The sequence below is a fragment of the Peribacillus loiseleuriae genome (genome assembly GCF_001183985.1).
Classification (GTDB): Bacteria; Bacillota; Bacilli; order Bacillales; family DSM-1321; genus Peribacillus; species Peribacillus loiseleuriae.
Genome location: NZ_LFZW01000001.1, coordinates 4053498 through 4079761, shown reverse-complemented (window position 1 = coordinate 4079761; position 26264 = coordinate 4053498). Strand labels below are relative to the sequence as shown.

The window sequence follows — 26264 nt, the reverse complement described above, 5'->3', positions numbered from 1 at the left end:
TAATTCTCAAAGCGTAATACAAGCGACAAGAAAAAAGAAAAAATTATCATCTGATCATTTGATGGCCTTAGTCTTTTTACTGCCTTCTTTTATCCTTATTGTTATTTTTGTTTATGGTTTTATCGGTTGGACAGGGTATGTGTCATTAAGTAATTGGAACTCACTTATTCCAGACTTTTCTTTTGCTGGCTTGAAGAACTATCTATATCTGTTTACTGATTTTCGATTTCAAGCAGATTTGAGAAATACATTATTCTTTACCATTTTATTTATCGGTTTGGTTATTTTACTAGGCTTATCCTTAGCCATTTTACTTGATCAAAAAATCAAGGGCGAATCCATTTTCAGAAATCTTTTCTTTTTTCCAATGGCCTTATCCTTTGTTGTAACAGGAGTTGTTTGGCAATGGTTGTTGAACCCATCCACAGGTGTTAACTTATTTTTAAAAACCTTTGGAATCCACCCAAAATGGTATACAGATACAACGATTTTAGCTGGTTTCAAATGGGGGCAAATCGAATTTGGTCTGCCTGTTGCGATGATTGCAGTTGGAATTGCAGCTGTTTGGCAAATGACTGGATTTTCACTTGCGATGTATATTGCGGGGCTTCGTGGGATTCCTGATGAAACGCGTGAAGCAGCCAGGATGGACGGGGCAACCGAATTTCAAATCTATTGGAAAATCATTCTTCCTCAATTACGTCCTATTACAGTCAGTGTGATTATTATTATGGCGCATATTTCCTTGAAAATATTTGACTTGATTTATTCGATGACAGGACCTGGTGCGAATTTTGTAACGGATGTTCCTGGTGTTTACATGTTTGAAACAACATTCCGCGGAAATTATTATGCGAATGGTGCGGCGATTGCGATTATTATGCTGTTGAGCGTGGCCATTTTCATGGTGCCCTATTTAATCAGTAGTCGAAAGGGGGAGGCTTAGGATGGTATTGCGTAGCATTTCCAAACCAATCATCTACCTTATATTAATAGGAGTAAGCTTGTTTTTTCTTATGCCAATTTACGTGTTGATTATTACAAGTTTGAAGCCCTTAGAAGAAATTACTTTAGCGAATATGTGGAAATTTCCGTCTGTTCTAGATGTCAGTAGCTATTCGGAAGCCTTCTCGAAGCTTGCACCTAACTTAATGAATTCTTTTTACTTAGTCATTCCGGCAACGATTCTATCATCCATGCTTGGTGCGATGAGTGGCTATGTGTTATCGAAATGGAAATTTAAAGGGTCAGAGATTTTATTTACGTTGATGTTGTTCGGAATGTTTATACCTTATCAAAGTATTCTAATTCCCCTTATTCAATTTTTACGTGAGGTGGGATTGTATAATACAATACCGGGTTTAATTTTAGTCCATGTGGTTTATGGCATTCCGATTGCAACACTGATGTTCCGTAATTTCTATGTGAACATTCCCGATGAAATGATTGAATCAGCCAAAATTGATGGTGCCAATTTCCTAGGAGTCTTCCGCCATATCATGATTCCATTATCGATTTCCGGATTTGTTGTCGTGGCTATTTGGCAATTTACAAACATTTGGAATGAATTTCTCTTTGCGGTGACGATTACGACATCTGATCAACAACCGGTCATGGTTGCCTTGCAAAATCTTTCAGGAAGCCAAATCGTTCAATGGAATGTTCAGATGGCAGGTGCTTTGCTTGCGGCGCTACCGACATTGATCGTTTATATTTTGCTTGGAAAGTATTTTGTAAAAGGTCTTTTGGCTGGTTCTGTGAAAGGATAAAGTAAGAAGATATCATAATATAACCTTCCCTTTTTGTTATTTTTGTTCTTGAAATAATTCGAACAAACATATAACTAAGTAGGGGGGTTTTTATGGTTAAGTACAGAAGATTTAAGTCCGCACGTGGACCTCTGCCTACAAGGTATGTAATCTTGATTACGTTTCTTTTTTTCATTATTTCTACAGTTTTTAGTGGTTGGGTTATTAATAAAAAAATTGAGCCTCATTTAATAGAAATAGCAGAAGCGAAAACCGAGGAATTTGCTGCTGAAGCAATAAATGATGCTGTAGAGAAAAAGATTAGTCAAAATGTTGATATTAGAAAGCTTATCGTTACTCATCAAACAGGTGATCAAATAGGGTATAGCTTTGACCCTAATATCTATAATCATGTTGCTTCTGAAACAACAATGCGTGTTCAGGAATATTTAGAAGCGATAAAAGAAGGCGAACTCGAAACCCTGCAAACATTTAAAAATGATACGAATATCGATTATGCAAAATCGGAGAAAGAAAAAGGCATCATCTATAACATTCCTTTAGGTATGGCTACAAACGCCGCTTTGTTTTCAAATCTAGGACCAAAAGTGCCTGTTCGTTTTGAAATTATAGGGAATGTTATATCAGATGTGGAAGCAACGATAAAGGAACCTGGAATTAACAATATGATTTTGGAAATCTTTATTAATATAAAAGTGAAACTTCATGTGATAATACCTTCCGTCGAAAAAGAAATCACCGTAAAAAATCGTGTCCGAATTGGCGATTTGATTTTACCAGGAAAAGTTCCGCAGTATTATAATGGTGGTAGCAAACAAGGTGATGTTAATCCAATGATTATTCCTGATAAAAAGGAAGAGAAGGAATAAATCAAATACTAGTCGGTCTAAAAAGCCAAGGGTTAAACCTCACCAACTTCTATATCTTGAATATACAGATTCGAAGTTGGTAGGGTTTGGCCCTTTTGGGACACTCACTAGCAGTCTTTTCTTATTCTTTCGGCAGCACGATTTGTTTGTACAATTTTACTGTAATTACATAATATACACCATAAATAAGCAAGAAAATGATAATTGGGACCCAAATACGGTAGTACGGATTTAAGATAATGAAAGAGAACATATTCATACCAATTAACACATGGGCCAGGCCAATGATTGCAGGAAATAGGAAGATGATAAACAATTCTTTATAAATAGATATAGAAAGCTCAGACCGCCTTACACCGATTTTCCTCAGCATTTGGTAGCGTGATGTATCTTTAGACGCACCTGATAATATTTTGAACATCAGGCAGCTTGCCATCATCGCGAGAAAGGCAATGCCTAAAAAGAAGCCCATGAACATCGTCCCGCTTGTAAAGCTACTATACATGTTATAAAAGGAATATTTGCTTGTTAAGTCATCTGCTGTTAGGTTTGGTTCTTTCTCTAACGCAAGCTTATCAATTTCTTGCCATTCATGTAAATAGTCCGTGAACTTGTCGCTTTTTCCAATATACATAAGCATCTCTTGTCCCTGTATTTCATGATACGTTTCTGCATCTAGGACAATCATTTGCTTGAATTCTCGGTAATTAGTTTGAAAATTCCATAAGGCTCTGCTCCATTCATCTGAGAGCTGTTGACCCATTTCTGGATTCTTCACTTTACTTAATGAGATTTTCCCTTCTGGAAGGTCTTCCGTGACCCGTTTGAATTTGGGCTTTCTTCCATCTGAAATTAATAAAAGTGGACGCTGATTATTTAAGTCATCTCTCAGATAATACGTATAGTCAGCATCTTCTTTGAACCGGTATTGATTCTCTTCAGTGAAATGAATGCTTTTTAAGATCGTTTTTTCTTCGGTGTCCGGATTTTTGATGATTGCATCGTATACATCCATCATGTCTGCCATTTGTGAGGCACTATTTTTGAAAGCGAGACCGGCAGAAATCGCTCCTGCTCCTAGGGCAATAAGCATAGCTACAGTTGCTAATATCTTTGTCAAACCTTGAATTCTAAAATTCAACTGGGCAAACGTGAAGGATGTGATACCTTTTGTTGTCCAGCGTTTGTTGGCTTGCATTCGATTGACTATGACAGGAAGGAAACCTATGAACAATAAGTAGGTTCCGAGTGTCGTTAATGTTGGTGCTGCGAACAAGCCAATCTCACGGAGCTGTTCCATGAAAATTAAGGAAACATAGCCAAGGCTTAAGGGAATTAGACCAAGTAAAATCAACCAACTATTTTTCTTTTTTTGAATCGGTATGTCGTCAGGGTGAACGTCTGAATAGATCAGTTGCAACACTTGAACTCTCGATAACTTGATATGATTGATTAAGGCTGTAAATAGGAATACGACGATAAAAAAGACAAAGGTTGCCAATACGGCTGGTAGATAGAATGATTGATAACCTTCTAATGTGATGTTAAGTTGTCCAGCAAGTAGATACCCAACCATGAAAGCGAGTCCTATTCCGATGGAAACTCCAATGACTAAAGATGCTGCACCAATCACTATTGTTTCAACAAACATAATTTTCTTGATGCTTTTTTTCTTAGCCCCAAGCATCATATACATGCCAAATTGCTTTTGTCGTAAAGAGAGTAGGAAGGTGTTTGTGTAGAGCATATACAGAATGGTTACGACTGAAAGCAGTACAGAACCAACAATAAATACGAGTTGAATGTTTCGAATCATTGCATTGGATTTAATAAACTCTGTATTCCAAGAAAGTGTTTGGAACATATAAAAAACGGAAATTGTCATGACGAGCCCGGATAATAAGACAAAATAATCCTTCAGTTTGCCCTTCATTCCGGCGAGTGATAATTTTAGTAACATCCATGTTTCTCCTTTCTTATGCGTCCTTCGTTCCGAGCTGTGCAAGAACGTCGAGAATTTCCTTGTAAAATAATTCACGAGTGGCTGAGCGGTGAATTTCCTTATGAAGTTTGCCATCCTGGATAAAAATAATCCGCTGGCAATAACTTGCGCTATATGGATCGTGGGTTACCATCATAATGGACACATTTTGCCTATCGTTTAAGTCTTTCATTGTTTCAAGCAAGCTTGTTGCATTTTTTGAATCAAGTGCTCCTGTCGGTTCATCTCCAAGAATGACAGTTGGTTCATGAACGAGAGCTCGGGCAGCGGCAGAACGTTGTTTTTGACCGCCTGAGATTTCTGCAGGATATTTTTGCAGCAAATCTTCAATCCCTAAACGTTTCGCGACCGTCATGACTTTTGCATCCACATCCTTCGTAGGAGTTCCTTGTAAATACAGGGGCAGGGCAATGTTTTGGGCAATAGTCATATTCTCCAACAAGTTGAAATCCTGAAAAATAAAGCCTAATTTTTGTGAGCGAAAATCAGAAAGCTCATCTTGCCCCATATCGGTAATATCGACATTGTCAATTTTAATATTGCCAGACGTTACTTGATCAAGTGTTGAAATCACATTCAATAACGTCGTTTTCCCCGATCCGGAAGGCCCCATAATCCCAACAAATTCCCCTTCTTGCATAGAAAAAGAAACATCGTTTAGCGCCTTAAACTGGTTGCCCCCCTTTTTTCCATAAACCTTTTGTACGTTACGTACCTCTACTACTGGTGATTCCATTTATATGACCTCCTTGTGTAATCAATTTAAATGTGTGTATTATGCGGTACATACACTTTGTATATGTGTACTATACATGTAGTACATTGGTTGAGTCAATCATTGTTTTTTCATTTTGGAATAAATGACAAATAGCAACTTGTATTAAGCGCATGGTTCGATACATGCAGGGGCAAAAAATAGGACATGCAATTGAATTTGCCACCTATGTAAGGACAATCATGGTTTGACAGACAAAAACATCTGGTATATTATATTCCTAACGACCGTTAGGGAGGTTTGGAATGTGAGTGCTGAGTTAATTCGTAACGTAGCTCTTATTCAGTTTGCAAGAGATGGATATGAAGGGGCGTCCCTTAGTAAAATAGCGGAAGAAGTTGGCATTAAAAAACCAAGCATATATGCTCACTATAAAGGTAAGGATGAGTTGTTTTTTGCTGTCGTGAACTATGCGATGGAAACGGAAAAAAGAAGAGTAATCGAATACTTTCAATCGCAAGAAAATAAATCGATTGAGGATGCTTTGAGAGGATTTTTTGATTGGATTGAAAAAGAAAACATGGAAAATGATCATGCGAGATTTCTGTTACGAATTTCCTTTTTTCCTCCATCAAAGCTGCACCAGGATGTTTGTGATCTCGTGAATCCATTCCTTGAACAAATGCAGAGGATCTTGGCAAGATGGCTTCGAAACAGAAGTGGAAATCTCTACATTTCAAACGTGATGGAATCTGCACTTGCTTATCTTACACTGGTTGATGGAACGGTTCTCGAACTTATATACAGTGGGTCAGAGCGCTACAAAAATCGCGTTCGTGCTGCATGGCCGATTTTTTGGCGTGGGTTTGTTACACAAGAGGAAGGATTGGATAAAAAATGAATATCAATTGGATCTATGTACTATTAGCTGGAATTCTGGAAATTGTTTGGGTTTCAGGATTGAAATATTCCAACAATATATTGGAGTGGGTTGTAACCGGAGCAACGATAGTTGTTAGCTTCATAGTGTTAGTGAAAGCAACAAAGCACCTACCAATTGGAACTGTGTATGCTGTTTTCACCGGAATCGGTACAGCTGGAACTGTAATCGTAGAAATGGTCGTTTTCGGTGAACCATTTAAATTGCTAAAAATGATACTCGTCGGAACCCTTATTTGCGGGGTAATCGGATTGAAGATGTTAACGAATGATGAAGAAGGTACAAAGGTAGAAGGAGGGAAAGCCTAATGCATTGGGCAGCAGTGATTTTGGCAGGCAGTCTAGAGATTTTTGGTGTGATCAACATGAAGCGCTTGGCGATGAAGAAATGGGATGCGGCGCTTTATCTAATTCTATCGTTTGGTGTCAGCTTTATGCTGTTATCCTATGCAATGACTGAGCTTCCCATGGGGACAGCCTATGCAGTTTGGACAGGAATTGGTACAGTCGGAGCTGCTTTAGTTGGGATGTTCATATATGGGGAAGCAAGAGAGTGGAAGCGACTAGTATGTATAGCATTGATTCTCAGCTCAGCCGTCGGTTTGAAGCTTATTTCTTGAAGAACTATTAATATGGAATACTTTCAATGAAGGAGAGGGAGCCTCATAAGGGTTTGGCCCTTATGAGACTCCCTCGTCTCTTTATGTTTTTACTTTTTTTGTACTGTAATGGTCCAGGTAGCTTCACCAATTTGTTCAAAATTAGTGACAGTATGACCTGCTTCTGCGGCCCAACGTGGAAGGCTTTCAGTGGCTTGCGTACAATCAAATTGAATGACTAATTCATCTCCTGAACTAATTTCTTCAATGATTTCTTTTGCCTCTACTAACGGGAAAGGACAAACTTGGCCCAACACATCTAATGTTTTTTTCATGAATAATCCCTTCTAAGTATTCAAAATAGTTTGATTATTAGCAACCGATTTCTTTTTCAAATTAGGTCGAACGAAAACAAAATAGGATGCTGTCCATGTTCCTAAAATCATAAATAGTAATGCAACCCAGCCTTGCCAAGTCATCATGGCTGTCATAACTAATCCATTACCTATCGAACATCCCCCAGCTAGAGAAGCGCCAAAGCCCATAATAATTCCACCTATAAAGCTAGTCATGCTCGTTTTCGCATCGGGCATTCTAAAGCGAAATTCACGGCTTGCTTTTGCTGCAATAAAAGAACCAAGGAAAATTCCAATGACGAGGAAAACACCCCAGTTTAGTATCGATTGATCTCCGGTCACTAAAAATTGGAGAATATTAGCTGATGGTGTCGTAATGCCAAGACCTGCCATTCTTCCTGTTGCTTCGCTAAGCGGCCAGGCAAGTATCGCAATTAGACCTATTAACAATGCAGTAAAAAATGGATGCCAACGTTTCTCAAATAATAAATGAGCAAGCCCTGTACGCCTTTGCCTCATAGTTGGAATCATGACTTTAGGCTTTCTTTGTTCTTTCATCACAATCCCTATTACAATAGCGACAAATATAGCAATAAATACCCAAACAGGTAAACCTGTAGTCTCAGCGATTGAATTATTGGAAAATTGGAAGGACTGAATGGAGTTATTTACAGGTAGCAAGGGACCTGATTTCATAATTGCGCTCATTAGCATATAGCCAAAAAGAGCGATCCAACTACCGAGTAGGCCTTCTCCTGCACGATACCATGTTCCCGTTGCACAACCGCCTGCTAGCACAATCCCAATTCCAAAAATAAACGAACCAACAATAACGGCAATCCATGGAAAGGTGCCTGCTGAAAATTCAATAACACCTAGCTGAATTAACGTGTATACCCCGACACTTTGCACAGCAATTGCAATCAATAAGGCATAAAACATGCGATTATCTTTTGCAATATACATATCCCTGAATCCCCCTGTAAGACAGAACCGGCCTCTTTGCATAACAAAGCCAAGTAATGCCCCACAAATTAACCCTGTTAGGAGCGTAGCATCAATTTTTCTCTCCTTTTCAATACAAAGTAATTGCATAGGATTAGTTTGTTCTATATAGATCATATAGTCAATTACTATTTAAAGGATATTAAAGTTCTATTACTCATTATGGAATTCCCTTTTTTAAAGTGGTTAGAAAGAATAAGTCTATAGTGTCTACCCTTACACTTGCCACGTTCGAGTGACTAGTCTTACGCACAATCTCTTGGCTAATAGGTTAGTCTAATAGACTTAATGACAGAAGTAGTATTGCTAATTTTAACAATATTTAGTAATATTTTTTACAGTAAGCTCGTATAGGAGGAACGTGATGCGAATCGTATTAGAGCTCATCCGGATTATGGCGATATTTCTTTTTTTAGGATCTATACTTAGCCAATTAATCAAGTTTATCTTCGTATCAATTGGTCTACATACGGATCAATATGATTGGCTTTGCATGATAGCCATTTACATGTCTCTCTTTGTGTTATACCGAGATAAGCTACAATTTTCTAGTTGGTATAATAAAGGGAAGGAGAGAGAAAAGCTGCCCATTCACATCTCGCAACTAATATTAGCTACAGCAATTTTGTTAATTGTTTTAACACCGGTCTTCAGTTTGTTGATGTAATTGAATATTGGATATGAAAATAGCCCACATCTCATGAATATTGTGGGTTTTTTGGTATCATCCCCCATTAGACTGTAGTCTTTTTTCATTTAGTATAATGGAGTATAGAGTTAACTGAGGCATTAGGATATTTAGAACATCAATATGAATTTATAGCGAAGTAACAAAATTACAGCTTTCTGATCGAATTAGAAGACAAATATTTTGAATAAAGGGTGGATTGGATTGGAAGATCATTTACCAAAGTTTGTATTGGGTTGGGTGTTGAAATCTGTAAATCCTCAGGCTAGCGTTGTATCCGTTCAACGACTTCCTGGGAGTACTTCATCAAGAATTTACTGTATTTCTCTCTGTAATGAAAGGAATATAGAGAAATATGTTTTACGCCAGATTGATGATCACGAATGGCTTCATGAAGAACCTGACCTTGCCTATCATGAAGCAGAAAGTCTGCGTCTTGCCTTACAGTTGGATATTAAAACACCAGAAATAATTGCATGGGATGAAACAGGCAGTTCTTGCGGAGTACCTTCAGTGTTGATGACAAAGCTAGATGGGGATGTGGAGTTAACCCCGAAATGTATGGACAACTGGTTGAATGGCTTGGCAGAGACACTATCGACGATTCACATGTTAGAAGGCGTTGATTTCCCTTGGGATTATTATACATATAATGACATATCATCATTAGATATTCCGACATGGTCAGACTATCCTGATGCATGGGGCGAAGCAATTAGAATTGTGCGAGGATTTCGGCCAGAGGAAAAGTTATGCTTCATTCACCGAGATTATCATCCAGCAAACGTTCTTTGGAGTCAAAACAAAGTCGGTGGAGTTGTTGACTGGGTGAACGCGTGCTTGGGACCAGCTGGGGTTGATGTGGGACATTGTCGCCTTAACCTTGCACAACTGTTTGACGTTGCCACGGCCGATCAATTTCTAACTGCTTATCAGCATTATGCGGGTTCAGCTTTTCGCTATGATTCATATTGGGATCTCGTTTCCTTGATTGATATTCTTTTTGGACCGCCAACAGTTTATCCTGGTTGGGCAGCTTTTGGCGTAACTGGATTGACGGATGAAATGATGAAAGAAAGGTTGGATGCATATTTGTTAAGTATCTTAAGAAAAATTTAAGGAATGTGAAAAGAAAGCTGTGACAGTAAACATTGAACTTGTCGCAGCTTTTTATTGTGCTTGCAAAAGAGAGAAAATAATCAGGATTAGTGGTTAATCAATCGATGTATTGCCCTAATTAGATATAGTACCTTGACTGTCGTGGTAACTCGATGTATATTATACTAAAGGGGGTGAGCCTTTGGGAGATATTAAACTATCTTCTGATTTGCTTCGTGGCCATTCAGATACGATGATTTTAAAGCTGCTTTTAAGTGGTGATAAATATGGCTATCAGATTAGTAAAATGATCTATGCGAATTCAGGTGAACAGTATGAATTAAAGGAAGCCACCATGTATTCAAGTTTAAAGAGAATGGAAAAAGAGGGAAGTATAACGTCCTACTGGGGCAATGAAAATCAAGGTGGACGAAGGAAATATTACAAAATCACGGCAATTGGTGAAAACACATATGAACAAAATATAAAAAATTGGGAGCAGGCTAAACAGATTCTAGATGGTCTGCTTTGAAAGGATGATTTAGAGGATGCAAGAACAACTAAACAAGTACGTCCATAATATCTTTGCCCCTTATCAAGAAGTGAAAACGGCGAAAGAGTTGGAAGAAGAGCTTTTGAATAATTTAAATGAGAAATTTAATGATTATAAAAAGAGTGGATACAGTGATGAGGAAGCTTATCAAATGACGATTAACTCGATTGGTGAAGTGTCGGAATTAATCGAATCCATCAACCTCCAGCAAACTGAACTTCAAAAAGCGATACAAATGGACTTCTCACGATCAAGTTTAGTGGATTCCGATTTTCGTTCAGTTTCGGTTCACGACGGTAAGTTTAACAGCAGTGATTTAAAAGGGTCCGATTTTTCCGATTCCGATTTAACGAATAGTACGTTTAAATCCAGTAATTTGGCAGATACCATTTTTGTGAATGTGAATCTAACAGAGACGCTTTTTAAAGCAGCAAATTTAAAGGGAGCGACGTTCAAAAATTGCATCTATGAAAAAACCTTTTTCAAAACAAGCAATTTGGCGGGTCTGAATTTTGAAGGTGAGACGTTTGAGGGTACGGTATTTGAAGGGTGTAACTTAAAAAAGGCATCGTTTAAACATAGTACTTTAAAAAACGTACAGTTCCGCTTATCCGATATAAAGAAAGCTGATTTCAGCGGCGCCACGATGGATAAATTGACGTATAATTTTTTGAAGGCAGGAAAAGCGGACCTTAGTAATGTAACGGTCGTTTAAGAATTTGGAATTGGAAACCGTTAATATGATATGTAGCTCGCAAAGTTAGTTCCAGCGCGCAAATCAGAAAAGCGGCTCGCAAAGTGTTGAATCCGGTTCGTAAATCAGATGTCGGTTCAGAAAAGTGGGTGTACCACATCATAATCACGATTTTCGTTATAGATAGTACGTTAAAGCAGTGAGAGTTGTCCATTCTCACTGCTGTTTTGCAATTTTTGATGAATCGACACTTATTCCACCGCTCCACTTTCGAGAATATTCAATTTGACATTCACTTGAAAAGGGATATTTGGATATAATTTCTCCCATTCCTTCTTATCCCAGCTTCTCGTTCTTGTTCGTACTTGTTCACCAACTCCAAGCGGGTCAACATCAAGTTTCTGAAGTTTTACAATTAGTTTTTCAGCTCGTTTTTTTAATACATTTTCCATCTTCTTTTCAATTTTTCTGATCTCTTTTTTATCAACCTTATCACCAGTGAACTCTCGTAAAACCGCTTCTATGTTTAAATTAATTATGATAGGCGAATTGGTCATCGGTTCAGGGATGTTGTATGAAACTTTTGAGGCAATATTATAGACGGACGCAAATAACTTTTCCCCTAATTTCGCTGAAAAGCCTTCTTTGTTAGAAGATTGTTCTACTAACATTTTAAAAATGACATTTTCATGCTCTTTTGTTTGATACACGAATTCCCCTTGATTAAATAGGGCGACACCAGTAATGAGTGGATTCCCATTTTTAGGCTTGATTATTGGGAGAAAAGGGTCCATACCTTCTGCATTCTGCGCATATGAAAATAAATGCAGATTAGTTTTTGGGAGAATTCCGCTTTGGATATTATGTTCAATTGCATTTGATAAGTATGTGCCTTTATCTACGTTTCCTAATTGTTTGATTAAGACATCCTCAGCCTTGCCATCTACAATGGCTAAATACACGGTATTCCCAACAGAAGGATCGCGAATTAATGTATCTGTCATTCGCGTTAAATCATGTTTAGCAAGCTCCTTACTATATAAGATGACTTCTATTTTTCCACTGTAAATGGGTTTATCCGTTTGTTGATTCATTTTTTGTCTGACGTCTTTGCTCAAAGAAGCAGTCGCCGTAAAGGTAACATTATTTACTTTCTTATCCGGCATATAGTAAGGAATGACAGCGGTAGATGTAAAATGGTCTTTATCGATGTAATCATAACTGACGGCTGTTGCTATGTTAATTTCATTTAATACTGTAGGTTCGATATCCATACACCCCGAAAGAAACAAGCTCATAATCGAAGATAGTACTATGGTTTTAATTCTCATGCGTTTTTTTCCTTATTTTTGACATAATGTATGATAGACAAAGCAGGATAGGGATATAAACTGTATAAAGAATAAAACCAACATAGGACATATAATCTTGAAAGGTATTGACAGTTTCACGATCTTTCAAAGCGAGTGACATAACAATTAATATCACTAGAAAAAGAATGGATATCCTGTTAGGTTCTACTTTAAATAGGACAGACGTTCCTTTCGTAGCTGCCCAAATAAATAGGCAAATATTAGGGAGGATAAAGATCACCCACGTTGCGATGCCGATATATTCAAACCGTTCTATAAAAGGAACTTCGACGATACTCCAAAAAGACAGTGTAGCCCATACATACCTGCTGATTTGATTTTCGGAGTAAAATCCGATTGAAACAATCGTCAGCAATAAATACGATAGGATTGATAAAATATTTGCCAGTTGCGCCCATTTATTTGCTTTTTTTTGATGCTTGATTAATGGGTAGAACATGAGTAAAGTCGAAAAGCCCATATAGCTAAGTGACATATCTCTCGTTGCCAAAGCTATTTCTTTATATGAGTGATTCCATACTGGTAATAAGTTGCGAAATTCTGTATATTCCAATGGGAAAAAGATTGTTAATATCAAATAAGAAGGAATGATGACGCCCAAAAAGCATATTCCAGTTAAAACTTGAAAACCTCCAGAAACTGTATAATAAATTAAGAGTGCAAAAACGATACTAAAAGTCATTACATTAATTTGTGGAAACATCCATGCCTGAACAACTTCAACATAGGCTCGATAAACAGCAATGCCCATGAGCAGCCAATAGGTGATCCAGATCATATTCAAAAAGCCACCTAGGACTTTTCCGAAAAGCTGAGTATGGATGCCCATTAAGTCCTGCTTCTGCGAATTTAGAAGAGTAAACATACACCAAATTACGATTGAGAACAGGAGTCCAGCAGCAATGACTGCAATCCAGGCATCGTTTCCGGCTGATTTTATGATGAGTCTTTGAAAGCCCAGAACTCCTACCCCAATTTGTACTTTTAAAACGAGAAAGAAGACTAAGAATGGAGAAATTTGTTCATTTTTATTAATCATATGTGAATAGAGTCTCCTTTTACTTAGTCTTTCTGTTTTGGGGCAGGGCGTTTAGATAGCAATGAAAATGGCAGACGGATAAGAGAATCCTTTAAGCTATGAAGCTTTGGCGGGTATAGTGGCTCAAGATAAGGTCTTCCTAGTGTCGTGATTCTTAACAAATGTATGAGCATAAAACAAAAGCTAATCGCAACACCTAATATTCCAATATAATAAGCCATTAACAGAAATGGGAATCGAATGAGCCGAATCGTATTACCCATTTGATAAACAGGTGTTGTAAAGGAAGCAAGAGCTGATAATGCTACAATAATTAATAGTACATTACTCGTTAAACCTGCTTCGACCGAAGCTGTCCCGATGACGATACCACCAACGATACCAATTGTTTGTCCAACTTTGGTAGGTAGTCTTGCCCCTGCCTCACGGAGTAACTCAATGACCAATTCCAACACAAGTGCCTCTAGAATAGGAGGAAAAGGAATTCCACTTCTTGAAATAACGAGCGTATTGATCAGATTTTTAGGAAGCAATTCGTAGTGATAAGTCAAAATTGCTACATATATCGGTGTAATTAAAATCGAGAATAAGACAGCAAAAAATCGGACGAGACGAAAAAATGAAGCCATTGTCCAATTAAGAAAATAATCCTCAGAGGCAGTAAAAAATTCCACCAACGTAGCTGGTCCTAGAAGTCCGTGTGGTGCACCATCTACTAATATGACTAGCTTGCCTTCACCTAGCACGGCAGCTAATCGGTCTGGTCTTTCTGTATCAATAAACTGTGGAAACGGCGTATTTTTTTTATCCACTATCATTTGAGAGATATAGGAACTATCAATAATCTGTTTCACATCTAAATTCGAGATTCGTTGAATAACGGTGGAAACATTCTTTTTGTTACAGATGCCATCAATATGGAGGACCGCCACTCTTGATTTTGATAATTTTCCTACAGTTAACTCCTCCACCTTTAACTCTTGGATCGGTAATCTTTTTCTAATGAGATTCAAATTCGTATCGAGAGATTCTACAAGCGATTCCTTTGGTCCAATTACGCTAAACTCTACCTCAGGCAATGAAACAGTTCGGGACTTTTGTGAATCAGCTTTTACTAAAACGGCCTGATCTTTTTTCCCTTCCATCGTTATTGAAATATAGCCAGTTAATAAATGCTTTTGCATATCGGCAGGTTTCTGAGTGAAAAGTAAATTTTCAATCGGCAAGGCTGAAACAGCAGCTTCAAGAGTAGACGAAGATTTATTTAAATATGGAAGCAGGTCTCTGTGTAAAATATCCGTGTCGATTAAAGTATTAAAATAAGAAATACAGAGAGTATCATGCTCTATGCCAAACATAAAGATTGTAAAATCTTTAGACTCCTTTAACTGTTGTATGACTTCATCAAACTGAGGTGCTAGCGAATGATTGCTTTTTTGGAAAGGGAACTTTTTCATTTTTCGTCACCTCAGATTTCTTCGTTTGACATATATTTTAAGCAAAGTGGAAATTATTATGCGTATTAGCTAAATTAGTCATCAACAAGATCATTCATTTTTATCCATATAGAGTAGGTAAATCTTGTGAAAGAAAGGCTAGACATTGGTTTAGTCTTTTTTTATTTTGAATTTTCTGAATTTTATCGTTAGTTTGTGTAAAATAATGTTAAAATGATCGTAATGAGTCCAATCTAATTGTTTGGAGGTAAATCAAAATGACAATTGCAGTTAAACCAAAAAAGTTGAAAGCTAGTCGTATCAGAGCTATTAGTAAATTTGCTGCTTGGTGTTATCTTGAGTCGTATCATATCGTTGCAGAAGAAGAGCTGGATGATATTTTTGACAACGAAGATGAAACATACATTAAAGAATTGTTGTTACATGGTTTACAATCTAAAGGATTACTGGTAAGAGACTGAAAGATTTATAATTTAGCTACTAATAATTGGTGGAATTTAAGCTAGAAGGCAGAATTTATAGGTAATTTTTACAATGAAAAATATTTAATCACATATTCAATTAATATTGCAACCTTCTTTCTAACCTGATAATATAAATATCAATATAATATTTCCTTTTAATACGGTCCAGAGAGGCCGAAAAGGGTGGCTTGATAGTCTTATATTTTTAAGTCTAACTACGTACATTCATGCCCTTTTGTCCTCTGTGACGGAAGGGCATTTATTTTTGTTTGAATAGCACCTCTTTTAAATAAAGTCCTGTGAGACTTGAAAAGAGAATGGAAGATATTCTTGTAATTGATCAATTGCATATCCATTCCCTCAAAGCATAAAAAGTTTTTTTACTAAAAGAATAAACTGGAGGGTAAAACAATATGAATTATCGTAATAAAACAGTTGTAGCGTCAGTAGCGGGTTTAACGTTAGAAGGCATGGACATCATGTTTATCTCTTTTGCCATGTCAATGATTATTGCAGAGTTTCACATTGATTTAGCAACGGGAGGGCTTATTTCTTCCATAACGAATATCGGCATGCTTGCTGGCGGGATTATCTTCGGAATCTTGGCAGATAAGTTTGGCCGGGTGCGAATTTTTACCTATACGATTATATTGTTCGCTATAGGTACAGCTTTAACAGGACTAGCTACAAATATCGAGCAGGTGTACGTGTTTAGATTTATCGCTGGATTGGGTGCAGGAGGAGAGTATGGGATTGGGATGGCTCTTGTTAGTGAGGCGTGGCCAAAAAATAAACAAGGACGAGCTTCTTCTTATGTAAGTATTGGGGCTCAATATGGTGTCATTCTCGCAGCATTGCTTAGCGCCATCATTCTGCCTACCTTGGGGTGGCGCGCATTGTTCTTCGTTGGTGTCCTTCCAGTTATATTTGCTTTTATTGTGAGGAAGAACCTAGATGAATCTCCTGAATGGATGGAAGCTCAAAAACAGAAAAAGTTCGTCAGCAAACAAGAGAAAGGCAAACTGCTTCAATTATTTGAAACACCTAGAACAACGATGACGACGATCTCCCTAGCAATTATGGCAACGGTGCAGATTGCAGGCTACAATGGTTTAATGATTTGGTTGCCATCCATGCTGCAACAATCTCAAGGCCTATCTGTTTCAAGCTCAGCCCTTTGGACAATCAGTACAGCAGTTGGCATGATCATTGGGATGTTAACCTTTGGACAATTCATGGATCGAATTGGAGCGAAACGAGCCTTTGGTATTTTCCTTCTTGCCTCCGCATGTGCTGTATTTCTATACTCGTATGCAGAAGGCAGTGCAGGGGTATTAATCGGTGGTGCTATTGTCGGCTTCTTTTCCAATGGGATGTTTGCCGGATATGGAGCCTTGATCAGCAGTTATTATCCTGTTCAAATTAGAAGTACAGCTACCAACACAATATTTAACTTTGGAAGAGCGATAGGTGGACTATCACCAATCCTCGTTGGTTATATTCTACAAAGCTATGATATGACAGTAGCTATGACTTATTTAGCAGTCTTATATATCATCTCTTTTGTTGTGATGCTTAGTCTTAAGAAAAGACAGCCTACAACTTTAATAAATGGATTAAATCATTAACAAAAAGGGTGTCCGCTTTTGGGCACTCTTTTTTGTGCGACAAGCAGTCGCACAAAAAGTTGAGTTTCATGTCAGATGGACGTTTGTGAGTTATTTTTTCACAAAAAGCGTGTTATGTGCCAAAAAAATGATTCAATAATAACTCTTTCAATCCTCGTTTTTTTATTGTGTTTTTAGTGATCATCTACTTTTAATTAATATTGACAACCTCTGCCCGAACATTTACGATGTAGTTGATTAGTGAATAGATTATTATTCTTGTTATGTGAGGCTTCTATGCTGGAGATCTGCTGCTCTGAAACGGCCAAAGACACCGATGGGTCAACAGGAACCATCGACATAAGGTCGTTTGTGTTTCATGTAGCTTTAAAAATCCTTTGCAGTAGTGTTAAAGCTTAAACGATTGAAGGATTGTATGGACGCATTATTCATCAATCTCTAACTTAATTGATTGCCAGGCTTAGTCTTGTTATACACATCTTTCACAAGATCGTGTATTTTTTATGTTTCAATTATCTAGAGTTATGCGTACTTTACCGATTTTTGGGTATTTATGAACAAAGGAAATTCATCCTTATGATGAAAAACAAATGGAGTGGTGAAAATTTATTGAAGAAACATGAACAACAGCTTGATTATCTATTGTTATTTACTTTATTCTGTCTATTTATTTATAGCTTACTAGCTGTTTACAGTGGATCAGGCCAGTATGAAACCCAGGATCCTTTTTATTTTGTAAAAAGACAAGTAATTTGGTATGTCATCGGCACAGTGGTAATGGTCGCGGTAGCGAAATTTGATTTTGAATTGCTAGAAAGATTGGCAGCTCCACTTTATTTTATAGGGATTGGTTTATTACTTCTCGTTCACATGTTTGGAACGTTTAAAAATGGGGCTACAAGATGGATTAGCTTTGGCTTTTTTGAATTACAGCCATCAGAGTTTATGAAGGTGTTTTTAATCATCTATTTAGCAACCATTTTACAACGGCTTGCCAATCGGAATCTTACTTTCAAACAAAGCATTCTCATTACGATAAGAGTTGTCATCCTCATGATGATTCCGTTCTATTTAATATTGGTCCAGCCTGATCTAGGTTCAGCACTTGTCATTGCTGCCATCACATTTAGTTTAATTATTGCATCAGGAGTCTCATTCAAAATGATTGCTCTCTTGGCGTCTTGTTTTACAGCTTTAATTGGCTTTCTCGTCTATTTACACAACCATTTTTTCGACATTTTTTCAAAAGCTATTAAGCCCCATCAATTGGAAAGAATCTATGGCTGGCTGAGTCCAGAAGAGTTTGCTTCAAGTTATGGCTATCAACTAACTCAAGCCATTTTGGGAATTGGCTCTGGACGTATGGCTGGAAGTGGATTTAATCAGGGAACGCAAGTCCAAAGCGGTAAAATACCTGAAGCACATACGGATTTTATTTTCTCTGTCGTTGGGGAGGAATTTGGTTTTATTGGCTCATCTATTTTAATAAGTTTATATTTTATTCTTATTTACCGAATAACGGTTATTGCTTTTAATTCCAATCATCTGTTTGGTACATATATTTGTGCTGGAGTTATAGGGCTAATCACTTTCCAAATCTTTCAAAATATATCGATGACCATTGGTTTAATGCCGGTTACTGGAATTGCTCTGCCGCTTTTGAGTTATGGAGGAAGTGCGCTATTAACGAATATGATTGCATTAGGATTAGTATTAAGTGTGAACATACGATCAAAAAAATATATGTTCAGTAGGGATTCAAATCTGTGAGTCCATTAAAAAAATTTGCATGAACTGTTGACATTTTGTCAAAGTTGCCATATATTGATTAAAGTTTAATAGTATTATAAGGATTCTGTTAGGTGAGGCTCCTGTATAGAGAAACGCTGCTGCCCAGAAATGTCGAGAGACGCCAATGGGTCAACAGGAAAGATCGGAATAAGGTCTTTTTTAATGTAGCTGGTAATAGACCTATGCTATACAGTGCTAAAACTAAAACGAGGGAAACTGGTAAACACCGAATTATGCTATGTTCGTTATTTGTTTTGAACAGCTTATACGGTTTATTTGATGCGAAAACCAAGCCTTCATTTCCTCTTTTTTGGAAATAAAGGCTTTTTTAATTATGTTAATAATTTATCTCTTACAAGTTAGCAACCTATTTTTCATATTCATGGAGGTGATGAAGATGGACGGAGAACCCAGTTCGAAAGTGATAGGTAAAAAAGGTAAAAGAGGAAGTAGGGTGACATTTCAGTCATCGTCTATCGATTCACTGAAAAATTCGATCCTATAGCCCTTTTTACAATGATTTGATTGGGGGTAATGACGATGGATCAAAACATGATTCAGGAAATAAAAATAATTTTACAGGAACAAAATCAACAATCTTTAATGGATTTTCTATCTCGTTTTCAGCCTTTTGATATTGCGACAATGTTAAGTGAACTTGAACAGGAAGAACAATTAACGTTTATTATAATATGTCCTAAACCACTCGCAACTGAAATCCTTGAATACTTAGAGCCAGAATTGCTGTATGTAATTTTACATCGAATCAAGGATGGTTTTACATCTGCGTTGTTAAATGAAATGTCAAGTGATACTGTTGTTAATTTACTGTTATCGATTCATCCTCATCAAGCAAAAAAGTTGATGGCGTTTTTATCAGAAAACTATAGGAGAAAAATTAATACGCTGATGAATTATGAGCCGAATACAGCCGGGAGATTAGCGACAGTCGATTATATTGCCGCACGCATTAGCTGGACGGTCGAGCAAGCTTTGCAACACGTAAGGAAAGTGGGACATGGAGCTGAGATCGTTTCATATATTTATGTGTTAGGAAGCCATGGAGAACTTGTTGGCATTGTATCGTTGAAGGAAATTATATTAGCGAAAACAGGAACAAGGTTAGAAGAAATTCTTCAAGGAGAGCCCATTTCGGTTACCGTAGATATGCATCAACAAGAAGCAGCTGATGTCTTGTCAAAATACAATTTTGTCGCCATTCCTGTGGTTGCCAAAGATCAAAGAATGATTGGCATTATAACTGTTGATGATCTAATTGATGTCATTCATGAAGAAGCAACAGAAGACTTTCAAAAGCTGGGGGGCAGTCAGCCTTTAGATGAGCCCTATTTTAAAAACTCCATTTGGAGCCTTTTTAAAAAGAGAATTGGCTGGTTATTGATCTTATTTGTTGCGGAAGCCTATACAAGTAATGTACTGCGGCATTATGAAGACACACTCTCACAGCAAATTGCCTTAGCCTTTTTTGTTCCGCTTTTGATTGGGACTGGTGGGAATACGGGCTCTCAAACGGTCACGACATTAGTTCGGGCACTAGCGGTTGGGGAAGTGCAATTTAAGGATATGTTCAAGGTTTTTAGAAGGGAAGTATCTACAGGGCTTTTTCTAGGGATAACTATGGGAATTGTTGTACTCTTTCGTGCCTATTTACTTGGTGTCAGTATGAATATAGGGCTTGTTGTCGCAGTGTCCGCTCTATTTATTGTGATTTGGGCGTCGATGGTTGCTGCTGTTTTACCGTTAATTTTGCATAAGTTAAGAGTCGATCCAGCGATCGTTTCCGGGCCCTTTATTACGACCTTAGTTGATGGAACAGGTCTAATCATTTATTTTACGATGGCAAAGATTGTACTTCAGCTCCAATAGATGTATTAAATCTGCCTGGTTCCCCCCTTACTTGCAGCAGGGATCAGGTCGTTCTCATTCTTTTTGGGGGAAAAGTGGCGGGGCTTTGCAAAAGAACAGTACCGTACCGCCACTTTCATAAGGAGATGCAATTTTTAGAACCTGAATCTTTTTCATCGTTTTAGTTGGGACCAGATGCTCATGGATGTTTATGATCCAATTTCGCCAGTCGACCCAAGCCGATTTGAACGACTAAGCAATCGTCCAAATAACCAAATGGAAACACGTAATCGGGGATAATATCAGTGGATAAAATAAAATATAAAAGAACACTACCAAGGATTGTACGCTCTTCTGATGAGATATTTTCTTCCAAATACCTGTTGTACATCTTGTTTAATTCATTAATAAACGGACCTGCCCCTCTAACTTGATCGACCTTTTGTTCAAACTCATCCAAAATCTTATGCTCCCCTTCTTTTGTAAGAGCAAATTGTTCATACTTCGTTAATTCATGATGAATTTGCTCTAGGTTAAATTGATGTTCTAAATGATTAGCCGAGACAAGAATTTCTTGGATCGTTTCGATCGAAATAGATAAATCTGAAGTAGCGTTCTTTTCATGTAGTTCAACATCGTAACCAGCCGCCTGAATGAATTTGGCTAAAGGAATGCCTAAATGATGAGCGAACAGTTGTAAATGCGATGGCTTTGCTTTTTGTTTATTATTGGCTATTCGGGATATGGTCGCGGTATCAATACCGGTTAACATACTTAGCTTACGCATGGAAAGGGAGCGCGTCCTTAACAATGTTTTGATCAAGGAACCAAGATTTCGCTCTTCTTCATTCTTCATCGACATCACTTTTCACTCCTTTATGAATTTTTAATGAAGTGTTGATTTTTTCTCAACAGTTTTGAGAGGAACAAGCACTTTTTGTCAATTCGAACAATACAATGTAAAAAAAGAATAAGGAGTGTTTCGACATTGTCTTGGCTAATCATTTTGGCTTTTGCCGTTTCATCAAGTATAGATAATTTAGGAGTAGGAATTTCTTATGGGATTCGCAAGATCCGGGTTGGGATTGGTGCTAATGTATTAATCGCTGTGATTTGTTTTCTTATGAGTATAACAGGAATTACATTTGGAATGTGGCTCTCCCAGATCCTTCCAGGTATGTTCCCAGTTATTATTGGAGCCCTTTTATTAGTCATTATTGGGGTTCGAATCATTCTTTTGGCCACCCCTCGTAAAAAAGAAAAATCACAAGTCGTTCAAGATTCAAATACACAGTCAAAAAGTATAAAAGGTATTTTAGAAAATCCTGAAGTGGCTGATCTCGATCAGTCTGGAGCAATTGGTTGGGGCGAAGCTGTGGTTCTTGGTGTTGCATTATCCGCCAATGCACTGACGAATGGTTTAGGTGCTGGTTTACTTGGATTTTCACCGCTTGCTATTTCCTTAACAGCTGCAATTGGTAGTTTCATCAGCGTGTGGATAGGTGTGAAGTTAGGGTACAAATTGGCAGATGTCCGGATTGGTTCATTTACTTTAGGTCAATTTGGAACCATCTTGAGTGGAATCATTATCTTAGTGCTTGCATTTACAGCATTCTTTTAATGTAGGCAGATGTTCATCAGGAGCTGTGAAGTTTAAGAAAAATGTCTTAGTGAAAGAAAAGACAGAGTGATCAATAAACTCACACGCCCCTTTACATAAAGTGAAACTAACCATCAATGGGGGGGTTCTTCATCCCCACTGATGGTTAGTTGAACCAATCGGGGATTTACAGGCTGTTTATCCTCCACCTACTTTTTCTTGATTCTCTCACAAAAATTGAGGTGGGGGTATTACAGCCTGTTAAACCGGGATAAATGGATGTTACTTTATAATACGATAAATCAATATGCAGTATGCCAAGTGGAAATGCGGAGCGTGTTTTTCTAATATAAATATTGGGGAATAATGGAGGGATTTAATAACAGAATATGACTATATTTGACAAGATCATTCACGAACGTTGACAAAACGTCAACGCGCATGTATATTTCCTATTAGCACGTACTTTTCTAACTACATGGCTATGTTAGTCAGAGTTCGATAACGTAGTTCACTAAATATAGATGTTGGACGATTTTCCTAAATCATTTCTTTATTATCTGTAATTCCTACATATTCGCACCGCCCCGGTGGTTATATAAAAAAACGATGAGCATCTGATGCTAATCGTAAGATGAAAAAGGTTTACTTCAGAAAATATGAACTCAAAAACTTCTATCTATGTTATGTATGGGAATAGGGAGTGTTTTTATTTTAACTAAAACCATTCACGTTGTTTAATAGATTATAGAAAGGAGGATTAGTATGTTTGAAGAAATGAGCAAAAGTAATCTTGGTTCGGTGTTAAAAGGAATCTTGAAGGAACGGTCATTATCCATGCGCAAACTCAGTGAGCTCACTGGAATCGATACGGCTACGATCTCGCGGATCATAAATGGTAAAAGAAAAGCCAATCCCGAGCACTTACAAAAATTTGCTCACAGTCTTGGTATGCCTACCGCAGAATTATTTGTAGCGGCTGGTTATGATATTGAACAGAAGCCGAAGCAGGAAAAGCTAGATTCAGATATTCAGAGGTCTGTTAACAGCATACAAAATCTTCTTGAATCCTCGAATATCGATATGAAAAATTTTACGATAACAAGTGTGGAACAGAAATTAGCTAGTTATGAACAATATACACAAACAGAGGAAGGGAAGGAAACCATTCTTAATAGCTTTGGAGAGAAGCTTCAAAAAGTAGGGAGCATCGGTCCGTTTATTAATCGGTTAAAGGATATGTATGAGAAATTTCGTTTGATGAAAGGAACACCAGGTGAACTTGCCTTAATTGGAAGTGCGCTCCTATACTTCATTTTACCAGTAGATGTCATTCCGGATTACATATTTCCGATTGGCTATTTAGACGACGCGATTGCTGTACAACTTGTAACAAATGTACTATCAATAAAAAAATGAGACTAAAATATCTCTAATTTTTTTAACTTATTAAATACCTGAATTAACTTTTATAAATTGGTTTTTTAACAACTGTTTCGGTAAGATTTTAATTTAAGTGATAGGTGATGTTATACATGAAGAGAAGAAGGGTGAAAAGAAAATGGAAAAGAATTCTTTTCCTGTTGGTTACTCTTACAGCATTAATGGTGGTTCTTTATAGTATTTATCAATATAAACAAGGATTGTCTGTTGCGAGCGATGGGATGTATAAGGATGACGGAACAACGTTTGATCCGTTTCAAGGTGCGGATCCTCAATTTGGGGAAATTAATATTCTATTAATTGGAAGTGACACTAGAGGTGAAGACATTGGGAATTCTGATTCCTTAATGATAGCTCACTATAATCAGAATACTCATGATTTCAAAATTGCTTCCATTATGCGAGATACATATGTTGATATTCCCGATCATGGGAAGCATAAAATTAATGCGGCTTTTGCTTTAGGGGGACCAGAATTATTAAGGAATACGATTAAACAAAACTTTGATGTGGATATTAATTACTATGCGATTGTTGATTTTGACGGTTTTTCGAAAATTGTCGACATTATCGCACCTAACGGGATAGAAGTGGATATTCCATATGAAATGTCTTATGGAATTGATATGACATTACATCCAGGAAAACAAACTTTGCATGGGAAAGAAATGTTAGGATATGTTCGTTTTCGCCAAGATCGCTTAAGTGATTTTGGTCGAGTGGCAAGGCAACAAGAAGTGGTGTCTAAGGTTAAGGAACAGGCTGCGACTATGCAAAGTGTAGTTAACCTTCCAAAGTTACTCGGAGTTGCGGATCCATACATTGATACTAATGTAGATATAGGAACAATGTTTGCAATCGGAAAAGGTTTAATTGCTGGAAAATCTAAAAAAATGGAGTCTTTAAGAATACCTATTAAAGATTCTTATGAGAATGAACGGGTTAACGTGGGGGCCGTCCTAAAAATTGATTATGAGAAAAACAAACAAGCTTTAAAAGAATTCTTATCACAGGACAATGAAAACCTCGCTAATCAGGAATAAAAAAGCAAAAAAAGGTCTGATATCACTGCTTTAGTTCATTAAGGCAGTGAGCGTCAGACCCTTTTTGGGATACCCCTTTATTCCATTACATAATTCTCCGTAAAATATGGTCTCGATTCTGAGTTGAAATCGACACCAACTCCAAGCTCTTGATATTCAGGGCGAAGCTTATTTTCCCGGTGACCGAGTGAATTCATTAACCCTTCGTGAGCAAAGATGCTGCTTTGCTGGCCTGCTGCAAGATTTTCTCCTGCCATTTTAAATGTGATGGCATCCGCTGCCATTCTGTCGAAAGGAGACTTACCTTCGAGGTCGGTGTGGTTGAAATAGTTGTGAACGGCCATATCAGTACTATGATGGCGAGCTGTTTCACGAATTGCATCATTCCAAGAAAGCACACCAAGGTGATGATTCACCCGCGATGCATTCGTAAGGTCGAACAATTGGTACTCAAACCCTTCCTTTAACTCAGAGCTAGGATTCCCAAAGAAATCTTTCTTTTTTGCTTCAAGTTTATCACTGATAATTTGCAGCGCGGTCACCGTATTATCTTCATGCTTGTCGTAAAAAACAGTTACATAGCTATGATCGATATGAAAAGTATGGTATTCATCATTGTCCATTTGATAAAATACAAACCCTTTTTGAATTTTCGTTAGCGGGTTCCCTAACTGCGATAGGACTGTGTCTTTTGCTGTGCCAAGTTTCAAGCCCTGTTTGGATGAAATTAGATCTTGGTTTGTATATAACCCGGCCACTTTTCCTTGTTCATCATAGGCGACCATGAAGAAGTTTTGATAATTTTCATGATAGGCATGCCAATCCACTCCGTATTCATTTAGAGAAGAGCGTTTCGGTGCTCCAACCTGATTTTCTACATCCGTTTTCGAATCACCGAGCTCAATGTTATGAATGGAAAAGGCTTGCTTTGGTGTAGCTAACGGAGGCTTAGTAACTGGGTTAACATCAGGCTGCTCTTCATTTGATGTAGAATGTAATTTTCCATTCACCATGCCAACGAGATTCCCCATGCCATCCTTCAGCTTTTCAATTCCAGATGAGACCTCTGGTGAATTTTTGAGAGATGTTACGTCTGATTTCAGCTCTGAGAATGCAGCCTGAAAACCCGATTCCTTCAGCTTCTCTCCATAAAAAAACCAAAATACACCAATAATAATCAATATAGTAAAAAGAAAGCGCACCTTTCTCAAAAATTATTCCACTCCTATCCGCCAAGTCGGTATCTGTGACTATTCTAGTTGTTTTATTGTAC

Annotated in this window: 26 protein-coding genes and 2 riboswitches; of the genes, 17 read left to right on the top strand and 9 right to left on the bottom strand. The window is 37.5% G+C overall.

The annotated features are described in order from the left end of the window. The first annotated feature begins 61 nt into the window (after nucleotides 1-61). From AC625_RS18825 to yunB, 3 genes are all read left to right on the top strand, one after another. Nucleotides 62-946: a carbohydrate ABC transporter permease gene (locus AC625_RS18825; protein WP_156187666.1), complete on the top strand. Its 885-nt coding sequence runs from the start codon at nucleotides 62-64 to the stop codon at nucleotides 944-946. Nucleotide 947: 1 nt separating this feature from the next. Beyond that, on the top strand, nucleotides 948-1769 hold the full coding sequence (locus AC625_RS18820) for a carbohydrate ABC transporter permease (RefSeq protein ID WP_049682690.1): 822 nt from the start codon (nucleotides 948-950) through the stop codon (nucleotides 1767-1769). A 92-nt stretch (nucleotides 1770-1861) separates the two neighbouring features. Next, the gene (gene yunB, locus AC625_RS18815; protein ID WP_049682689.1) at nucleotides 1862-2638 is read left to right on the top strand and encodes a sporulation protein YunB; all 777 of its coding nucleotides are present in this window, start codon (nucleotides 1862-1864) and stop codon (nucleotides 2636-2638) included. Between the two features lie 121 nt (nucleotides 2639-2759). Here the strand turns inward: yunB and AC625_RS18810 are convergent, their stop codons facing one another. Both AC625_RS18810 and AC625_RS18805 read right to left on the bottom strand, forming a co-directional pair. Further along, nucleotides 2760-4598 (bottom strand): FtsX-like permease family protein, encoded by a 1839-nt coding sequence (locus AC625_RS18810; protein ID WP_049682688.1) that lies wholly within the window; start codon nucleotides 4596-4598, stop codon nucleotides 2760-2762. A gap of 16 nt (nucleotides 4599-4614) precedes the next feature. Further along, entirely contained in the window at nucleotides 4615-5376 is a 762-nt protein-coding gene (locus AC625_RS18805) for an ABC transporter ATP-binding protein (protein WP_049682687.1), read from the bottom strand. A 286-nt stretch (nucleotides 5377-5662) separates the two neighbouring features. Between AC625_RS18805 and AC625_RS18800 the strand changes: the two genes are divergently transcribed. Genes AC625_RS18800 through AC625_RS18790 form a run of 3 tightly spaced genes read left to right on the top strand, consistent with a single transcriptional unit; the run spans nucleotide 5663 to nucleotide 6914 of the window. Continuing rightward, complete coding sequence (locus tag AC625_RS18800) at nucleotides 5663-6256, top strand: TetR/AcrR family transcriptional regulator (RefSeq protein WP_049682686.1); 594 nt, start codon at nucleotides 5663-5665, stop codon at nucleotides 6254-6256. Continuing rightward, nucleotides 6253-6603, top strand: a complete 351-nt coding sequence (locus tag AC625_RS18795) for a DMT family transporter (RefSeq protein WP_049682685.1) — start codon at nucleotides 6253-6255, stop codon at nucleotides 6601-6603. The genes AC625_RS18800 and AC625_RS18795 overlap by 4 nt, the downstream gene beginning before the upstream one ends. Further along, nucleotides 6603-6914, top strand: a complete 312-nt coding sequence (locus AC625_RS18790; protein ID WP_049682684.1) for a DMT family transporter — start codon at nucleotides 6603-6605, stop codon at nucleotides 6912-6914. Before AC625_RS18795 ends, AC625_RS18790 begins: the two co-directional genes overlap by 1 nt. An 89-nt stretch (nucleotides 6915-7003) precedes the next feature. Here AC625_RS18790 and AC625_RS18785 read toward each other — a convergent pair whose 3' ends face one another. Both AC625_RS18785 and AC625_RS18780 read right to left on the bottom strand, forming a co-directional pair. Continuing rightward, nucleotides 7004-7228 carry a sulfurtransferase TusA family protein gene (locus AC625_RS18785; RefSeq protein ID WP_049682683.1) on the bottom strand — a complete coding sequence of 75 codons (225 nt, stop codon included), beginning with the start codon at nucleotides 7226-7228 and terminating at the stop codon, nucleotides 7004-7006. A gap of 12 nt (nucleotides 7229-7240) precedes the next feature. Next, complete coding sequence (locus AC625_RS18780; RefSeq protein ID WP_082191287.1) at nucleotides 7241-8344, bottom strand: YeeE/YedE family protein; 1104 nt, start codon at nucleotides 8342-8344, stop codon at nucleotides 7241-7243. A 274-nt stretch (nucleotides 8345-8618) separates the two neighbouring features. Between AC625_RS18780 and AC625_RS27330 the strand changes: the two genes are divergently transcribed. The 4 genes from AC625_RS27330 to AC625_RS18760 all read left to right on the top strand — a co-directional run bounded on the left by AC625_RS27330 (nucleotide 8619) and on the right by AC625_RS18760 (nucleotide 11308). Continuing rightward, the gene (locus AC625_RS27330) at nucleotides 8619-8921 is read left to right on the top strand and encodes a hypothetical protein (protein WP_049682682.1); all 303 of its coding nucleotides are present in this window, start codon (nucleotides 8619-8621) and stop codon (nucleotides 8919-8921) included. Nucleotides 8922-9146: 225 nt separating this feature from the next. After that, the gene (locus tag AC625_RS18770; protein ID WP_049682681.1) at nucleotides 9147-10061 is read left to right on the top strand and encodes a phosphotransferase family protein; all 915 of its coding nucleotides are present in this window, start codon (nucleotides 9147-9149) and stop codon (nucleotides 10059-10061) included. A gap of 181 nt (nucleotides 10062-10242) precedes the next feature. Continuing rightward, on the top strand, nucleotides 10243-10572 hold the full coding sequence (locus tag AC625_RS18765) for a PadR family transcriptional regulator (RefSeq protein ID WP_049682680.1): 330 nt from the start codon (nucleotides 10243-10245) through the stop codon (nucleotides 10570-10572). A 16-nt stretch (nucleotides 10573-10588) separates the two neighbouring features. Next, complete coding sequence (locus tag AC625_RS18760) at nucleotides 10589-11308, top strand: pentapeptide repeat-containing protein (protein ID WP_049682679.1); 720 nt, start codon at nucleotides 10589-10591, stop codon at nucleotides 11306-11308. A 230-nt stretch (nucleotides 11309-11538) separates the two neighbouring features. Here the strand turns inward: AC625_RS18760 and AC625_RS18755 are convergent, their stop codons facing one another. From AC625_RS18755 to AC625_RS18745, 3 genes are read right to left on the bottom strand one after another with little or no spacing between them, the layout of a single operon-like run. Next, complete coding sequence (locus tag AC625_RS18755) at nucleotides 11539-12618, bottom strand: Ger(x)C family spore germination protein (RefSeq protein WP_049682678.1); 1080 nt, start codon at nucleotides 12616-12618, stop codon at nucleotides 11539-11541. After that, entirely contained in the window at nucleotides 12608-13699 is a 1092-nt protein-coding gene (locus tag AC625_RS18750) for a GerAB/ArcD/ProY family transporter (protein WP_049682677.1), read from the bottom strand. Before AC625_RS18750 ends, AC625_RS18755 begins: the two co-directional genes overlap by 11 nt. A gap of 23 nt (nucleotides 13700-13722) precedes the next feature. Then, nucleotides 13723-15156 (bottom strand): spore germination protein, encoded by a 1434-nt coding sequence (locus AC625_RS18745; RefSeq protein WP_049682676.1) that lies wholly within the window; start codon nucleotides 15154-15156, stop codon nucleotides 13723-13725. A 257-nt stretch (nucleotides 15157-15413) separates the two neighbouring features. On the opposite strand from AC625_RS18745, the gene AC625_RS18740 reads away from it, so the two are divergent. The 4 genes from AC625_RS18740 to mgtE all read left to right on the top strand — a co-directional run bounded on the left by AC625_RS18740 (nucleotide 15414) and on the right by mgtE (nucleotide 20926). Then, nucleotides 15414-15617 carry a hypothetical protein gene (locus AC625_RS18740; RefSeq protein ID WP_049682675.1) on the top strand — a complete coding sequence of 68 codons (204 nt, stop codon included), beginning with the start codon at nucleotides 15414-15416 and terminating at the stop codon, nucleotides 15615-15617. 416 nt (nucleotides 15618-16033) lie between these two features. Continuing rightward, nucleotides 16034-17248, top strand: a complete 1215-nt coding sequence (locus AC625_RS18735) for an MFS transporter (RefSeq protein ID WP_049682674.1) — start codon at nucleotides 16034-16036, stop codon at nucleotides 17246-17248. Between the two features lie 250 nt (nucleotides 17249-17498). After that, nucleotides 17499-17664: riboswitch (M-box (ykoK) riboswitch) on the top strand. 160 nt (nucleotides 17665-17824) lie between these two features. Continuing rightward, nucleotides 17825-19018 (top strand): rod shape-determining protein RodA, encoded by a 1194-nt coding sequence (rodA, locus tag AC625_RS18730; RefSeq protein ID WP_245645038.1) that lies wholly within the window; start codon nucleotides 17825-17827, stop codon nucleotides 19016-19018. A gap of 77 nt (nucleotides 19019-19095) precedes the next feature. Further along, nucleotides 19096-19260: riboswitch (M-box (ykoK) riboswitch) on the top strand. 319 nt (nucleotides 19261-19579) lie between these two features. Then, entirely contained in the window at nucleotides 19580-20926 is a 1347-nt protein-coding gene (gene mgtE / locus AC625_RS18725; RefSeq protein ID WP_082191166.1) for a magnesium transporter, read from the top strand. A 178-nt stretch (nucleotides 20927-21104) separates the two neighbouring features. Here the strand turns inward: mgtE and AC625_RS18720 are convergent, their stop codons facing one another. Beyond that, complete coding sequence (locus tag AC625_RS18720; protein WP_049683813.1) at nucleotides 21105-21761, bottom strand: DUF1232 domain-containing protein; 657 nt, start codon at nucleotides 21759-21761, stop codon at nucleotides 21105-21107. Nucleotides 21762-21875: 114 nt separating this feature from the next. Here AC625_RS18720 and ytaF point away from each other — a divergent pair, with 114 nt between their 5' ends. The 3 genes from ytaF to AC625_RS18705 all read left to right on the top strand — a co-directional run bounded on the left by ytaF (nucleotide 21876) and on the right by AC625_RS18705 (nucleotide 24991). Then, on the top strand, nucleotides 21876-22526 hold the full coding sequence (gene ytaF, locus AC625_RS18715) for a sporulation membrane protein YtaF (RefSeq protein WP_082191285.1): 651 nt from the start codon (nucleotides 21876-21878) through the stop codon (nucleotides 22524-22526). 744 nt (nucleotides 22527-23270) lie between these two features. Further along, nucleotides 23271-23924: a DUF1232 domain-containing protein gene (locus AC625_RS18710; protein ID WP_049682672.1), complete on the top strand. Its 654-nt coding sequence runs from the start codon at nucleotides 23271-23273 to the stop codon at nucleotides 23922-23924. Between the two features lie 116 nt (nucleotides 23925-24040). Then, nucleotides 24041-24991 (top strand): LCP family protein, encoded by a 951-nt coding sequence (locus AC625_RS18705; protein ID WP_049682671.1) that lies wholly within the window; start codon nucleotides 24041-24043, stop codon nucleotides 24989-24991. A 77-nt stretch (nucleotides 24992-25068) separates the two neighbouring features. Here AC625_RS18705 and AC625_RS18700 read toward each other — a convergent pair whose 3' ends face one another. Next, the gene (locus AC625_RS18700) at nucleotides 25069-26193 is read right to left on the bottom strand and encodes a CAP domain-containing protein (RefSeq protein WP_342671016.1); all 1125 of its coding nucleotides are present in this window, start codon (nucleotides 26191-26193) and stop codon (nucleotides 25069-25071) included. Between the last annotated feature and the right edge of the window lie 71 nt (nucleotides 26194-26264).